Origin of the sequence: Acinetobacter sp. CIP 53.82, assembly GCF_000369465.1 — a bacterium.
In the GTDB taxonomy this organism is placed as follows: Bacteria; Pseudomonadota; Gammaproteobacteria; order Pseudomonadales; family Moraxellaceae; genus Acinetobacter; species Acinetobacter indicus.
In genome coordinates, this window is record NZ_KB850046.1 from 977,494 (window position 1) to 991,072 (window position 13,579).

Annotated in this window: 15 protein-coding genes and 1 pseudogene; 6 read left to right on the forward strand and 10 right to left on the reverse strand. The window is 46.5% G+C overall.

Annotated elements, in window-relative coordinates; all coding sequences use genetic code 11:
- The gene (locus F905_RS10250) at nt 1-876 is read left to right on the forward strand and encodes an EamA family transporter (protein ID WP_005180400.1); all 876 of its coding nucleotides are present in this window, start codon (nt 1-3) and stop codon (nt 874-876) included.
- 146 nt (nt 877-1,022) lie between these two features.
- Nucleotides 1,023-1,895: an EamA family transporter gene (locus tag F905_RS10255; protein WP_034598244.1), complete on the forward strand. Its 873-nt coding sequence runs from the start codon at nt 1,023-1,025 to the stop codon at nt 1,893-1,895.
- Between the two features lie 70 nt (nt 1,896-1,965).
- Here F905_RS10255 and F905_RS10260 read toward each other — a convergent pair whose 3' ends face one another.
- From F905_RS10260 to truB, 4 genes are all read right to left on the reverse strand, one after another.
- On the reverse strand, nt 1,966-3,117 hold the full coding sequence (locus F905_RS10260; protein WP_005176703.1) for an IS4-like element ISAbe18 family transposase: 1,152 nt from the start codon (nt 3,115-3,117) through the stop codon (nt 1,966-1,968).
- Nucleotides 3,118-3,245: 128 nt separating this feature from the next.
- Nucleotides 3,246-3,704: a hemerythrin domain-containing protein gene (locus tag F905_RS10265; RefSeq protein WP_005180403.1), complete on the reverse strand. Its 459-nt coding sequence runs from the start codon at nt 3,702-3,704 to the stop codon at nt 3,246-3,248.
- A gap of 159 nt (nt 3,705-3,863) precedes the next feature.
- Entirely contained in the window at nt 3,864-4,631 is a 768-nt protein-coding gene (locus tag F905_RS10275) for a sulfite exporter TauE/SafE family protein (protein ID WP_005180404.1), read from the reverse strand.
- A gap of 36 nt (nt 4,632-4,667) precedes the next feature.
- Nucleotides 4,668-5,573 (reverse strand): tRNA pseudouridine(55) synthase TruB, encoded by a 906-nt coding sequence (gene truB, locus F905_RS10280; RefSeq protein WP_005180406.1) that lies wholly within the window; start codon nt 5,571-5,573, stop codon nt 4,668-4,670.
- A 149-nt stretch (nt 5,574-5,722) separates the two neighbouring features.
- On the opposite strand from truB, the gene F905_RS10285 reads away from it, so the two are divergent.
- From F905_RS10285 to F905_RS15775, 4 genes and pseudogenes are all read left to right on the forward strand, one after another.
- Nucleotides 5,723-6,751: a lipase secretion chaperone gene (locus F905_RS10285; RefSeq protein ID WP_005180409.1), complete on the forward strand. Its 1,029-nt coding sequence runs from the start codon at nt 5,723-5,725 to the stop codon at nt 6,749-6,751.
- 412 nt (nt 6,752-7,163) lie between these two features.
- Nucleotides 7,164-8,150, forward strand: coding sequence for an esterase/lipase family protein (locus tag F905_RS10290; protein WP_005180413.1), 987 nt, complete (start codon nt 7,164-7,166; stop codon nt 8,148-8,150).
- Nucleotides 8,151-8,237: 87 nt separating this feature from the next.
- Entirely contained in the window at nt 8,238-9,212 is a 975-nt protein-coding gene (locus F905_RS10295; RefSeq protein ID WP_005180416.1) for an esterase/lipase family protein, read from the forward strand.
- Nucleotides 9,213-9,310: 98 nt separating this feature from the next.
- Nucleotides 9,311-10,232: pseudogene (locus F905_RS15775) on the forward strand (esterase/lipase family protein).
- A gap of 64 nt (nt 10,233-10,296) precedes the next feature.
- Here F905_RS15775 and rplS read toward each other — a convergent pair.
- The 6 genes from rplS to F905_RS10330 all read right to left on the reverse strand — a co-directional run bounded on the left by rplS (nt 10,297) and on the right by F905_RS10330 (nt 13,579).
- Nucleotides 10,297-10,671: a 50S ribosomal protein L19 gene (rplS, locus tag F905_RS10305; RefSeq protein ID WP_003792460.1), complete on the reverse strand. Its 375-nt coding sequence runs from the start codon at nt 10,669-10,671 to the stop codon at nt 10,297-10,299.
- A gap of 173 nt (nt 10,672-10,844) precedes the next feature.
- A complete protein-coding gene (gene trmD, locus F905_RS10310) occupies nt 10,845-11,594 on the reverse strand; it encodes a tRNA (guanosine(37)-N1)-methyltransferase TrmD (RefSeq protein WP_005180431.1) in 750 nt (249 codons plus the stop codon).
- A gap of 26 nt (nt 11,595-11,620) precedes the next feature.
- Nucleotides 11,621-12,169, reverse strand: a complete 549-nt coding sequence (rimM, locus tag F905_RS10315) for a ribosome maturation factor RimM (RefSeq protein ID WP_005180434.1) — start codon at nt 12,167-12,169, stop codon at nt 11,621-11,623.
- A 28-nt stretch (nt 12,170-12,197) separates the two neighbouring features.
- Nucleotides 12,198-12,455 (reverse strand): 30S ribosomal protein S16, encoded by a 258-nt coding sequence (gene rpsP, locus F905_RS10320; RefSeq protein WP_004809941.1) that lies wholly within the window; start codon nt 12,453-12,455, stop codon nt 12,198-12,200.
- Nucleotides 12,456-12,599: 144 nt separating this feature from the next.
- On the reverse strand, nt 12,600-13,034 hold the full coding sequence (locus F905_RS10325) for a type IV pilin protein (RefSeq protein ID WP_005180438.1): 435 nt from the start codon (nt 13,032-13,034) through the stop codon (nt 12,600-12,602).
- Nucleotides 13,034-13,579 carry a prepilin-type N-terminal cleavage/methylation domain-containing protein gene (locus F905_RS10330; RefSeq protein WP_005180440.1) on the reverse strand — a complete coding sequence of 182 codons (546 nt, stop codon included), beginning with the start codon at nt 13,577-13,579 and terminating at the stop codon, nt 13,034-13,036. Before F905_RS10330 ends, F905_RS10325 begins: the two co-directional genes overlap by 1 nt.

The window sequence follows — 13,579 nt, forward strand, 5'->3', positions numbered from 1 at the left end:
ATGTCGATACTTCAAAATGCGCCGCATCTCCGCGCTGTGCTGTTGTTGCTGATTGCCATGCTCAGCCTGCAAAGCAGCGGCTCGATGGCCAAACTGCTGTTTGATCAGTTTCCGATTCTGACCGTTTCTGCCATGCGGCTGCTGCTGAGCGCGCTGGTGCTGATGCTGATTTTTCAGCTCTGGAACATTCAGCCCAAAGCCATACGCTGGCCGGCGATTTTCAGCTACGGCGCAGCACTGGCCGGTATGAATATGCTGTTTTATCTGGCGATTGACCGCCTGCCGCTGGGCATTGCGGTATCATTTGAATTTATCGGGCCGTTAAGCGTGGCGCTGTTTTATGCCCGGCGCAAATTCGATTTTATTTGGGTCGGCCTCGCCATTGTCGGGCTGGTGCTGTTATTTCCCTTTGATCAGACCGCGCAGCCGCTCGATGGTCTGGGTGTGTTGTTTGCCTTAGGCGCCGGTGCCTGCTGGGCCTTATATATTGTGGCCGGACAGAAACCGTCGGGTGTATCCGGGAATCATACGGTCTGTCTGGGTATGCTAGTCGGTACCCTGATTTTATTACCCATTGCCTTATGGGATGGCCTGCCTGTTAGCGTATTTGAACCGGGCAATTTCATCTATTTTATTGCCTTGGCAGTTCTGGCCAGCGCCTTGCCCTTTAGTCTGGAAATGATTGCACTTCGCAACCTGACCGCACTCAGTTTCGGTACACTGATGAGCATGGAACCGGCCATTGCCGCGCTCTCCGGTTTTGTCTTTTTGGGCGAACAGTTACTCTGGAATCAATGGCTGGCTTTAAGCACCATTATTGCCGCCTCTATTGGCTGTACCTATACCGTACAGCAGCGTAAACAGCAGTCCAGTTAAGTAGAGTGGTTCTGGCCAGACTGAGCCTCCTGCTGTGTAGTGCTGGAATTTATTTTGACCGGCTACTCATCAAAATTTAAGCAAATTGCTATAATCAGCAGCATCTCCCCAATATGCTGACACCTTCCGGTGTTGGTGGTGCGCTTATGCAAAATGCTCAACTGCTGTCGGTACTGTTCATGGTGCTGTCCATGACTTCGTACCAGATTAGTGCCTCCTTTGCCAAACAACTGTTTGAGGTGCTCGATCCGCTTACCGTGACCATTTTACGGTTGTGCTTTGCCGCCATTATTATCTGCCTGATGTTCCGTTCCTGGAAGATTATTTCCCGGCTGTCCTTTTTAAAATGGCGTGATCTGCTCTGCTATAGCGCGGCCCTGTGTCTGATGAATGTGCTGTTCTATATGTCGCTGGGCAAATTGCCGCAAGGGATTGCGGTTGGTCTGGAATTTATTGGCCCACTGGGACTGGCCCTGCTCTCGATTAAACAGCGTAGTGATTATATCTGGGTGCTTTTAGCCATTTTGGGAATTGCGCTGATGGTGCCCTGGGGACAGGCCAACAGTGACAATTTCTCAGTCTTTGGTGCCCTCTGTGCGCTGGGCGCCGGCTTTTGCTGGGCCCTCTATATTTATTTCGGGCAGCGCGTGGTACAGCAGAATATTGGCATGCATGCCCTCACCATTGCCATTAGTCTGGCTGCGCTGACCCTGTTACCCATTGGTCTGTATCACAATGCCGCGGCCCTGGTCGATACCCAGTACTGGGGCAAAGCCATCGCTATTGCCATTTTGGCCACCGCCATTCCGTATGCACTGGATCTGAAAGCCTTGCAGCATTTAAGCAAGCTCAGCTATGGCACCCTGTCCAGTTTATCGCCGGCACTGGCTGCGCTAACCGGTCTGGTGTTACTCGGTGAACAGATCAGCCTGTTGCAATGGGTCGCTTTATTCTGCGTGATGCTGGCTTCCGTGGGCGTGACTCTAAGAGCCAGCCGTAAGAAAGCTGTCAGCCCTTAAGCAAAAAGAGAGATCAAAGAAGATAAATAAAAAAAGATGGCCAAGAGAGCCATTGCTGTCCCACAATTTTTCACAAGAGGAAGCTCATTTGAGCTTCCTCTTGTTTTATAGGTATTTTATCGGGTGAAAATAAAGCTTTTAAAGTTCTTCTTTCAAACAAATTCACTTGAATTATTCTGAGTAAACGTTGAACTGTCCAACCTGTTTTTCCTAAATGTCGAGCGAAACTCACCAATAAATAGGCGATCATCGCAATCCAGATTTGTGTCTGAATTGCGTTCCTGCTGCGGCCTAGAAACGCTTTTAATTTGAGATTCTGCTTAATCGCCTTAAAGAACAGCTCAACTTTCCAACGATCTTTATAAATCGCCGCAATGGTGGAGGCGGCTAAATGAAAGTTATTGCTGAGAAAGCTAAAGTGCTTGCCACTTTGCTGATCTCTATATTCAATTCTTCTTAACACTGGGGCTTTTCTTTTTAGGGCATGTGCGCTATTCAGCTGAATGGTTTCATCTTTTAGAATACCTTTGGATTCAAGCACTGGATGTTGCTGGATCACCTGATACACAGATTTAGGCCTAAAACGTGTGACAAATCCAATGTTTTGAGCAGTCAGATTTGCATACCATTGGTAATCGACATAGCCTTTATCAAAAACTACAATGCTGCCAGCAGGAAACTGGAATTTGCGGCCTTGTACCATGTCATTTTCTTTGCCATTTTCAACTGCAACAAACTCAGGAATATCATTGCTGTGATTCAATCCTATACTGAGTTTCATGCTGGCTTTTGAGTCGTGAACTTTGGCCCATTCACATAAGGAAAGCGACAGGTCAATATGACTGGCATCCAAGGAATACAAGGGATTCTTAAAGCGAAATTTATGAGCTACTTTTGAGTGTTCATAGTATTTAAGCAACTTGTAAAATAGCTGTTGATACAAGGCAGCAGGCTGCTGCTCATTGATTCGTGCCAGCGTGCTTCGGGGAATAGACTTTGCTCCGAGATGACTCAGCTTTTCCTGTTGGCACTCCAAATTGGATTGAATATCTCTCAGACTTTGCCTACAAGAGAATTGAGACATCAATATGGCAATAAACTGATCCCACCGGGAAGCCGCTCTAAATTTCTGTCCAACATGGTGTACTTTAGCAAGTTGTTCAAAATCCTGTCGCACAACAGGTTTAATTAGCTCATGAAATACGGTATTCTGATGTGACAAAACCTGAATCCTGGTCGTTAAAGTGTTTGTTTGCACTCATATTTTAACTGTTAGGACTCAGGTTTTTTTATTTAAAGCAAACTATGGGACAGCAGTGCCAAGAGAGCCATCTTTTTTAAGTCCTGAATTTAGACCAGACTGTCTTTTTGAATGGCTTTATATTTGCCGTATTCACTTAAATACTGTTTGGCCAGCTCGGTTTTCTGGCGTTCTTCCAAAATTTTCCCGGCCTGCTGGAAAAAGCCATGTTCTTCTTCCTGCAAATGATGATGCACTTTTTCAGACAACTGCTTGGCAATCGCCAGCCAGCCCGGATTGCTAAATTCGGTCTCGGTCAGTTTTTCCAGCAGCTCATCCATTTCATGATGTTCTGCCAGCGCATGCCGGGTAATATTCAGCCCGGAATCGGTCATCATTAGTGGAATATAAAAATAACGGTCTTCGGCCACGGCATGGGCGAATAATTCATTTTTCAGTTGATCAAACAGCTCGCGGCGTTCTGGTGTATCCCCCGAGGTCTGGATTAAACGCTCGGCCAGATCACGCTGTATTTCATGGCTTTCACGCAGTGCTTCAAAAATATTCATGTTGTTATTACCCTTTCAAATGCCAAAATTTAAACACCCGACAACGGGTTGCATCATTATTGTTAAGCAGACAGGTCAGGCTAAGCATTCACTATACGCCAAGCTCGTGCGACGGTTCCTGCAGCAATTTGTATGGGAAATTTTAATAATGAGAATGATTTACAACCAGAACATCTGATAGGCCATACGTATAATCAGCACACTGACCAGGATCAGAAATACAATCCGAATAAAGCCGCTGCCATATTTAAAGGCCAGACGCACCCCGACCAGAGAACCGGCAATATTGGCCAGCGCCATCATCGCTCCAACCATAAACAGCACATGCCCCGTGGGAATAAAGAAACTCAGCGCTGCCAGATTGGTCATAAAATTGGCAATTTTCGACAAGGCCGAGGCATGTAAAAAATCGACCTGTAAATAACGGATAAAATAGAAAATAAAAAAGCTGCCCGTGCCGGGGCCAAAAATACCATCATAAAAACCAATCAGCACACTGCCCAACGCCGCCAGAAGCAACATTTTGCGGTTTAAAGTCTGCTGCACATGCAGCTGGCCAAACTGCTTTTCCATGAAGGTGTAGATGGCAATCACGATCAGCATCAGCAGCACAAAGGGCCGCAAAATATCGGTCGGAATCATTGACACGCAGGCTGCGCCAACGAAAGAGCTGAGAAAGGCACATAGCCCGATCACGCCCAGCAATTTCCAGGACAGCTGCACTTTGCGTAAAAAAGAAAAGGCCGCCGAAGCAGTGCCACAAATGGAAGCCAGTTTGTTGGTGCCAAACACCGTGGCCGGCGCCAGTTGCGGCATTGCGCCCATAATCGCCGGAATCTGGATCAGGCCGCCACCACCAACCGCGGCATCAATTGCACCGGCACAGAAGGCAAAAATCACGAGGCTGATGACGATTTCAATATCCATATCGGGGCAATCCTGTGGCCTCAGTGCAGATGAAAATTAGAGATTCAGGACCCGTTTTGGTACCAGACGTTTTTTATCGGTAATTTCCGCCAGCCCTAAACATTTCTCGCCCTCAAATACCAATACCTGAGTTGCCGCCGCATGATCAATATTACTTTCCATGCCGCGACAAAAATATTCGGCCCGGCCTTCTGGCACCTGTACCTGTGGAAAATGCTCAATCGGGGCATAAACCGGCAGCAACAGCGCTTCACGCTCGGCTTCGCTCAGGCTTTCCAGATAGTCCAGGGTGTAGCTTGGGATCAGATCAAAATGCCCGGTCTGAATACGGTGCAAATAGGTCAGATGCCCATAGCTGCCGAGCGCCTTGGCAATATCTTCACCGAGTACACGAATATAGGTGCCTTTGGAACAGGTCACATCCAGGGTAATGCTATCGTCAGTAAACCCTAACAGCTCCAGCGCATAAATGCTGATGGGACGCGCATCCCGTTCAATTTCAATGCCTTTACGGGCCAGCTCGTATAAGGGACGGCCTTCTTTTTTCAGCGCTGAATACATCGGTGGCACCTGCTGAATATCGCCAGTAAATTGCGTCAGGACGGTTAAAATATTTTCTTCAGTCAATGCCGGTACCGCAGCCTCTAACAGCACTTCACCTTCAACATCACCGGTGGTGGTGCTGTGTCCCAATTGAATGGTGGTCTGGTAACGCTTGGTCGAATCCAGAAGAAAATGCGAAAACTTGGTCGCCTCGCCCAGACAGATTGGTAATAAACCAGAGGCCAACGGATCTAAAGCACCGGTATGTCCGGCTTTTTGCGCACGATACAGCCAGCGCACCTTTTGCAGCGCAGCATTGGAGCTGATACCCAGGGGTTTATTCAATAAAAATACGCCATGCACAGGACGACGCTGAATTTTAGGAGAAGATGCTTTCATGGCAAAAATCGGACAATTCTAAACTGCGCCATGGTAGCAATCTGAGCACAAGCTTTACAACTTTTCTATAAAACAATGTCATTTTTATGGCATATTGAGGCCGAACTGAAAACCTAAAATAAATACAATGGAAAAACAGGTGCATAGGAATGCAAAAACATAAATTATGGCTCTGGTTGGGCCTGATTACCGTGGCAGTGATGGGCATTATTTACTGGTTAATTCCCCATTCACCACCATCCCCCGGTCATGCACAGGCCGCCACAGCGCGTACATCTGCAACCTCGTCTCTACCCGTGAGCAGTCCAAACAGCTCTGCAACCCTGTCCTTTTTAAGTCCCAGTCAGCAGGATACTGAAATTAACTGCCAGTTACAGCTCGACTCGGGCAACCGGCTGATGGTCAATGAACAGACCCGTAACTGTTTTGAATATTTTATTACCCAATATGGCGAGAAAACTCTGGAGCAGATTCGTCAGGATTTTCAGCGTTATATCGCCCAGACCCATCAGGAGCCGGCCTTGGGACAAATTCTGGATTTATGGCAGCGCTATCTGGATTATCGTGAGCGCCTAGGGGAATTGCAGCCGCCACAACTGGATCCGGACAGCCCGCAATATTATCGCAGCATTTTTACTAGCATGAAAAACCTGCGTCAGCAGTTTTTCTCGGCCTATGAAATTGAGGGTCTGTTTGGGGTGGAAGATGTTTATCATGACTATACCCTGGAGCGCCTGAGTGTGATGGACAATAAACAGCTATCCGAAGCAGAAAAAGCCCAGAAGTTAAAAGCCCTGTTTGAGCAGCTGCCGGAAGACTGGCAGGCCAATCTGGAACAGCTCAACAAGCTGGAAGATTTAAGAGCACTGACCGCAGAAATTAAAGCCCGTGGTGGCTCCAGTGCAGAACTGCGCCAGATGCGCCTGAATCTGGTCGGGCCTGAAGCCACGCAGCGTCTGGAACAGCTGGATGTCGAGCGCAGCCACTGGAAAACCCGTGTCACCCAATATTTAAATCAACGCGATCAGATTCTCAGTGCTGGCCTGAATGATGCCGCCAAACAGCAGGCAGTCGCAGAATTACGTCAACAGTATTTTAATAATCCGCAAGAACAGCTGCGGCTGGATACCTTTGAATCAGTGCACGATCAGGGCGGTAAACTGCCTTTTGCCGAATAACATCCTCTAAAGATGACTCATCCATTATTTTGGTGGATGGGTCTATTTTTATCTTTCTACTAAGCTTCTACCCCCTATTTTTTTATCAATATCTTTGCCATTTCACCTGCACGTCCTCAACCAGTTATCGGCAACTACAAAAAATAACCGAATGGCTAATGACGATTTCAAGAAAACTGTTTATTTATACTAAAAAATGGATTTTAAAATTACTAAGTCATTATAAAAACAGTAATTTTTGATAAATTTTGGCCTGAAATGACATATTTGCAGGCAGGCTGCCGGGATGAGCACTCATCATTCCATATAAATCGAAGACATCATCACATTTTTATGCAAAGCACGACAAAGGAGGAATTTTTGACAGGTGGTACTGCATCAATAAAACAAAAAATGAAATGAAGGATCAATCATGCATCATTTAAAACAAAAAACCACATGGGGTTCAGCCCTGTTACTTGCTACGGCCCTGTTTGGCTTAAGCACACCCGTACAGGCCGAACCGGGCGTCTTGCAGGTTCAGGAACGCGCCATCAGCCATTATGCCCAAACCAGATATCCGATTGTGATGACCCACGGCTGGCTTGGCTGGTCGCGAATTGGCAATGAAACTTTCAATATGGATTACTGGTACCAGATTCTGCCCGATCTGGCGCGTCACGGCGCCACTGTGTTTGCCGCGCAGCTATCTCCGGCACATCAGACCGAATTTCGTGGTGAACAGCTGATTCACCAGGTGGAAGATGTGCTGGCCATTACGGGCAAAAATAAGGTCAATCTGATTGGTCACTCGCATGGCGGCCCGACTGTACGTTATGTGGCGGCGGTCAAACCTGAATATGTGGCCTCAGTCACCGGTATTGGTGGCACGTTCCGCGGCTCTAAAGTGGCCGATGACATTCAGAACAATACGGCGCTACGCACTGTCTTCAATCTGGTCGGTGATTATATGATTGCCCCGCTCATCAGTTATGCCCAGTTACAGCCGGATATGCCCATCAACTTCGATGCCTCAATGAAATCCCTGACCGAAACCGGTTCTGTGGACTTTAACCGCCGTTTCCCGACCACAGCACTGGCAGCGAACTGTGATCAGGCCGGTGCTGAAGTTGATCGCGGCATCCGCTACTACTCTTGGACCGGCACTGCACAAAGCACCAACCTGCTGGATATCGACACCATTCTGATGCAACTCGGGCCGCTGTCGTATGGCAATAAGGACAATGACGGCATGGTGGCACGTTGCAGCTCGCATATTGGCAAGGTGATTCGGGACAACTACAACCTGAACCATACCGATCTGGCCAATATGATGTTCGGGCTGACCGGACGCTTTTCCCCGGATCCGGTGGCACTGTTCCGCCAGCATGCCAATCGCCTGAAACAGCAGCAACTCTAGACTTTTAAATTGCCTTGGTAACAAGGCTGAACACCGTACAGATCGTGAGCAGTCTGTACTCACAAGAACAAGACTGAGGATTTAACAATGAAATATGGATATCTCATCGCCGGTCTGGCCGCTACCGTATTGAGCGGTACCACACAGCTGCACGCCTCAAACAGCACCCAGGTCAAGGCACCTTTTGTTAGCTCGCAGTATGCCAAAACCAAATATCCGATTGTATTTAGTCATGGTATGAGTGGCTTTATTACCCTGGGGACCGACAATTTTGGCCTGGATTACTGGTATCAGATTCTGCCAGATCTGGCGCGCCACGGCAGCAATGTCTGGGCCACCCGGGTATCTCCCTTTAACTCATCCGAAGTTCGTGGGGAACAACTGGCACAACAGGTCGATGAAATTCTTGCAATTACAGGTGCCGACAAAGTTAACCTGATTGGCCATTCGCATGGCGGGCCTACCATTCGTTATGTGGCCGGGGTAATGCCAGACCAGGTGGCATCTTTAACTGCGGTGGGTGCACCGAATAAAGGCTCGCCAGCGGCCGACCTGATTTTAAAAGCAGAAGGCTCGCCGGTTGAAGGGCCATTGGTTGGTGCAGTCAATCTGGTGTCCAAAGCCATTACCTGGGCGCAAGGTCTGGACCCGAACAGCTTCCCACATGATTCTCTGGCTGGCGGCAGCAGCCTGACCCTGGCCGGCTCGGCCAAGTTTAACCAGAAATTCCCGCTGGGGATGCCAACCACGGTCTGCGGTGAAGGTGCCTATAAACAGAATGGGGTTGTGAATTATTCCTTTACCGGTATTGGTACGGTCACCAATATTCTGGACCCCGACTCTGCCCTGAAAATCACCAGCTTGCTGATTGATGGCGGCAAAGAAAATGACGGTCTGGTCTCTCGCTGTAGTGCCAAGTTTGGGAAAACCATCCGCGATGACTATAACTGGAACCATTTAGATGAAGTCAATCAGTTTCTGGGTCTGAAAGCCGTATTCGCCCCCGATCCGGTCAGTGTCTACCGTCAACATGCCAACCGTTTAAAACAGCAAGGCTTGTAAACTTAAGGATGATCTGCCCTGCTCTTTTGAGCAGGGTTTTTATTTTTGATGATGAAGAAAAATGGAATTTTATGAAAATAAAAATTTTACTTACGCTTATGACAACTGTACTGTGCTGTGGAACCGCACTGGCACAAGACAGCCATGTGATTAAAGCCGAAAGCAAACGGGTGACCTCGACTTATGCCCAAACCCAATATCCAATTGTATTTGCCCATGGCATGGTCGGGTTTAACCGCATTGGTACCGATACCTTGGGCATGGACTATTGGTATCAGATTCTTCCGGATTTAGCCCGTAACGGCGGCAATGCCTGGGCAGCACGGATGTCACCGTTTAACTCCAGTGAAGTCCGTGGTGAACAATATCTGGCCCAGCTCCAGGAGGTGATGGCCATCACCGGAACGAAAAAAGTTAACCTGATTGGTCATAGTCATGGGGCACATGCGGTGCGTTATGCTACAGGTGTAATTCCTGACCAGGTAGCCTCGGTGCTGACCGTTGGTGGTGCCAATCAGGGTACCGTGGTGGCCTCCGATGTAATGAAATTTGCGGATCAGCAGTTTTGGCAAAGTGATTATGTGGGCACAAGGCCTAGATGCCAATGCTTTTCCACATAATGCCTTAGCTGCAGGTCATAGCACCTCGATTGAAGGAACCGCGGAATTTAATCAGCGTTTTCAGCTGGGCTTATCTTTAACGCCCTATGGTGAAGGCAAATATCAGGACCAAGGTATTGCTTTATATTCAATGACCGGAAATACACAAGTCACCAATCCACTGGATGTTGGTGATGCTGCTATGAAAGCCCTTGATTTGATCTCGGCCCATAAAGGCGGTGCCAATGATGGCATTGTCTCGGTCTGTAGCGCCAAATTTGGTAAAACCATTCGGGATGATTTTCCATGGAATCATCTCGATGAGGTGAACTTACTGCTCGGTTTAAAAGGTACTTTTGCTCCAGACCCGATCGCAGTCTATCGCCAGCATGCCAACCGACTCAAACTGCAAGGTTTATAAACCAGTCTACAACTATAAAAAAAATGCGCCACAGGGCGCATTTTTTTCAACGAGATAAAACTGATTAAGCTTCAGTTTTACGCGCTGGTAACTTTTCACGGATACGTGCAGCTTTACCAGAAAGTTCACGTAGGTAGTAAAGTTTAGCACGACGAACGTCACCACGACGTTTCACTTCGATTTTAGCAACGATTGGAGAGTGAGTTTGGAATACACGCTCAACGCCAACACCGCTAGAAATTTTACGTACGGTGAACGCAGAGTTCAGACCACGGTTTTTCTTCGCAATGACAACGCCTTCGAACGCTTGTAGACGCTCACGGTCACCTTCTTTAACTTTTACTTGAACAACTACTGTGTCACCTGGTGCAAAAGCTGGGATGTCTTGTTTAAGCTGAGCATTTTCAACAGCTTGAACTAAAGGATGCTTACCACTCATGGGGTATCTCCAATATGTGTGGGTCAGAAGAGGTCTGAGATCCACTGGGGCTAGAGGCTAAAGCGCATAGACCCGATTAACTTTCCCTTTATGCTTGACCGCTTCAAGACATAAAGAGCCTATTTAAATACTCAGTCTAAAGACCAAGCTTTTCATTGCGCCCGAAGCATAAATTAAGATTTATGTTCTGGCAAATCTTTTAGCCATTTCTTTTGCTGCTGGGTCAGTTCCACCTGTTCAACCAGTTCAGGTCGACGCTCAAGTGTACGCTGATAACGCTGCAAAAAACGCCATTTTTCAATATTTGCATGATGACCTGATTTCAATACCTCAGGCACATCCAAACCTTCAAAATGGTCAGGCTTTGTGTATTGTGGGCAGTCTAACAGACCATCCACAAATGAATCTTGTACATGGGATTGTTCATCAGACATGGCACCCGGAAGTCTCCGGATAATACTGTCCAATAACACCATCGCAGGCAGTTCACCGCCCGATAACACGTAATCCCCAATCGACCATTCCTGATCGACATATTTCTGGATTAAACGTTCATCGACACCTTCATAACGGCCACACAGCACAATTAATCCGTCATATTGGACAAATTCTTGTACAGCGGGTTCATTTAAGGTTTGACCTTGTGGTGACATATACACCACGGGTACGTTGACCGCACCTGCTTCATGAGCAAGTTCTTTGGCACGGCGGATTGCTTTTGCCAGTGGCTCAGCCATCATTACCATACCGGGACCACCACCAAATGGACGTTCATCCACTCGTTTGTAGTTACCCTCAGCATAATCGCGAGGATTGATACAATGAATTTGCATCAACTCACGTTGTGCTGCGCGCCCGCTAATACCGAAACGTGTAATCGCTTCAAACATTTCAGGAAAAAGCGTAATGACTGCAAAAAACATCGCAGACTCCCGTATTTCCAAAAATATTAGTAATCTACGCCCCAATTGACATAAATACGACCCGCTTCGAGATCAACGCGTTGTACCACATCTTTATGCCATGGAATCATACGCTCTTCGCCATCGATACTGTCGGCAGTTGCGCGAACCACCATCACATCGTTAGCACCTGTTTCAAACAGTTCGTGGATTTGACCGAGATTGACTTCCTGTTCCTTATCATCCAGACCTAACACGGTTAGACCTTTTAAATCAGACCAGTAATACTCATCCACACCCGCTTGAGGCAGTTGCGATTTTGAAATCCAGATATTTGCACCAACCAGACCGTCTGCTGCAGTGCGATCGCTCACACCTTTTAAGCTGACAACCAGGCCTTTGCCATGTGGTTTCCAACGTTTTACATCGACAGTTTGCCAACCTGCTTTGGTCTCAATGTACCAAGGCAGGTAGTCAAACATGTTGCTCATAGGTTCTGTATTGGAATAGACCCAGAGCCACCCATTTAATCCATATGCTGAACGTAGCTGTCCAATCTGAATACGATCTTCGGGTACATTCTGTGTTGGTGTCATGGGCTACCTACTACTTAATTCTTTAAAATTATGCAGCAGCTGCAGCTTTCTTCGCTTGAGCCGCTAAAGAAGCAACACGTTCAGAAGGTTGAGCACCTTGTGCTACCCAGTGAGCAAAACGGTCAGCATCTAAACGAAGTTTTTCTGCTTTACCTTGCGCTGTAGGGTTGAAGAAACCGATACGTTCGATGAAACGACCGTCACGTGGATTGCGGCTATCAGTTACAACGATTTGATAGAATGGACGCTTTTTAGCACCACCGCGAGTAAGACGAATAACTACCATGATACAACCTTATAGTTTTTACGGATTATCCCTGTACCGACCATCGATACATTTCAAACCCCTTTCATAGAGGGCAGTATTTTACGCGAAGTTTGCCCTGAATGAAAGATTAAAACGTATTTATCCACAATTTTGAATTTGAGCTTATTTGCCGTCCCAGTTGGTTGTGGCATCTAAATCACTGCTGTCACACGTATTCGCTTTTTTCCAATATTTATGACCTTCCTGATTTATACACAAGTCACCATCATCTTTTTGATTTTTACTCTTATTAGGTGAAGCTTTTAATAAATAACCTTGTCCATCAGCATCGACTAATAATTCAATATCATATAATCTTGTTGATGGATAGGTTGAATCAACTTTCAAAACAGATAAGGTGGCATTCTGATAGGTATGATTTACAACTTTATAATTTTGCAATTTATACGTGATATTTAACAATTGACCCTGCATATCTGTACGATTTGTGCGTTTAACATACTCAGTATAAGAAGGGTACGCAATTGCAGCCAAAACCCCAATGATTGCCACAGCAATCATTAATTCAATTAATGTAAACCCTTGATTTTGATGCATCACCAAGCCTCACTTTGACTATCAATTGCCTTACAGTCGGTCTGAGTCTTATCATAATCTTTGAAAGCATTATTGGTCTTAGATTTACATTTCAAACCGTTGCTTGAGAGTAATAAATCATAATTACTTGGTTGTTTCTTTTGCGAAGGTGATAAATCAGCCCTTTCAACCTTCATCACCCAATTCAATCCAACAGCACTCGTATCTTGTAATGGCTTATTAGAGTCTAGATCACTAAGTGTTATTACATACTTCTCTTGACCAGCCGTGCTTCCAACTGGAATAAGCAGCAGACCTGTATCTGAATCATAGTCATTTGGATATAAATATTCAGCAGAAAAGTTTTTATAACTAAAGTTCTTGGACTTAAATTTCTCAAGTTCAGAAGCAATCAGCAAAGCTTCTTTTTGAGCAAGGGCTAAATCTTTTCGCTCCATATAAACTCTATACGATGGATAAGCGATCGCTGCAATAATCGCAATAATCACCACAACAATCATGAGCTCTATTAGAGTAAATCCTTGTCCCGAGATAGATAGCTTCAT

Excerpts from the sequence above, each read along its gene's own strand:
- F905_RS10250 (WP_005180400.1), top strand. The coding sequence starts at position 1 with ATGTCGATACTTCAAAATGCGCCGCATCTCCGCGCTGTGCTGTTGTTG.
- F905_RS10255 (WP_034598244.1), top strand. The coding sequence starts at position 1,023 with ATGCAAAATGCTCAACTGCTGTCGGTACTGTTCATGGTGCTGTCCATG.
- F905_RS10265 (WP_005180403.1), bottom strand. The coding sequence starts at position 3,704 with ATGAATATTTTTGAAGCACTGCGTGAAAGCCATGAAATACAGCGTGAT.
- F905_RS10275 (WP_005180404.1), bottom strand. The coding sequence starts at position 4,631 with ATGGATATTGAAATCGTCATCAGCCTCGTGATTTTTGCCTTCTGTGCC.
- truB (WP_005180406.1), bottom strand. The coding sequence starts at position 5,573 with ATGAAAGCATCTTCTCCTAAAATTCAGCGTCGTCCTGTGCATGGCGTA.
- F905_RS10285 (WP_005180409.1), top strand. The coding sequence starts at position 5,723 with ATGCAAAAACATAAATTATGGCTCTGGTTGGGCCTGATTACCGTGGCA.
- F905_RS10290 (WP_005180413.1), top strand. The coding sequence starts at position 7,164 with ATGCATCATTTAAAACAAAAAACCACATGGGGTTCAGCCCTGTTACTT.
- F905_RS10295 (WP_005180416.1), top strand. The coding sequence starts at position 8,238 with ATGAAATATGGATATCTCATCGCCGGTCTGGCCGCTACCGTATTGAGC.
- rplS (WP_003792460.1), bottom strand. The coding sequence starts at position 10,671 with ATGAGTGGTAAGCATCCTTTAGTTCAAGCTGTTGAAAATGCTCAGCTT.
- trmD (WP_005180431.1), bottom strand. The coding sequence starts at position 11,594 with ATGTTTTTTGCAGTCATTACGCTTTTTCCTGAAATGTTTGAAGCGATT.
- rimM (WP_005180434.1), bottom strand. The coding sequence starts at position 12,169 with ATGACACCAACACAGAATGTACCCGAAGATCGTATTCAGATTGGACAG.
- rpsP (WP_004809941.1), bottom strand. The coding sequence starts at position 12,455 with ATGGTAGTTATTCGTCTTACTCGCGGTGGTGCTAAAAAGCGTCCATTC.
- F905_RS10325 (WP_005180438.1), bottom strand. The coding sequence starts at position 13,034 with ATGCATCAAAATCAAGGGTTTACATTAATTGAATTAATGATTGCTGTG.
- F905_RS10330 (WP_005180440.1), bottom strand. The coding sequence starts at position 13,579 with ATGAAGCTATCTATCTCGGGACAAGGATTTACTCTAATAGAGCTCATG.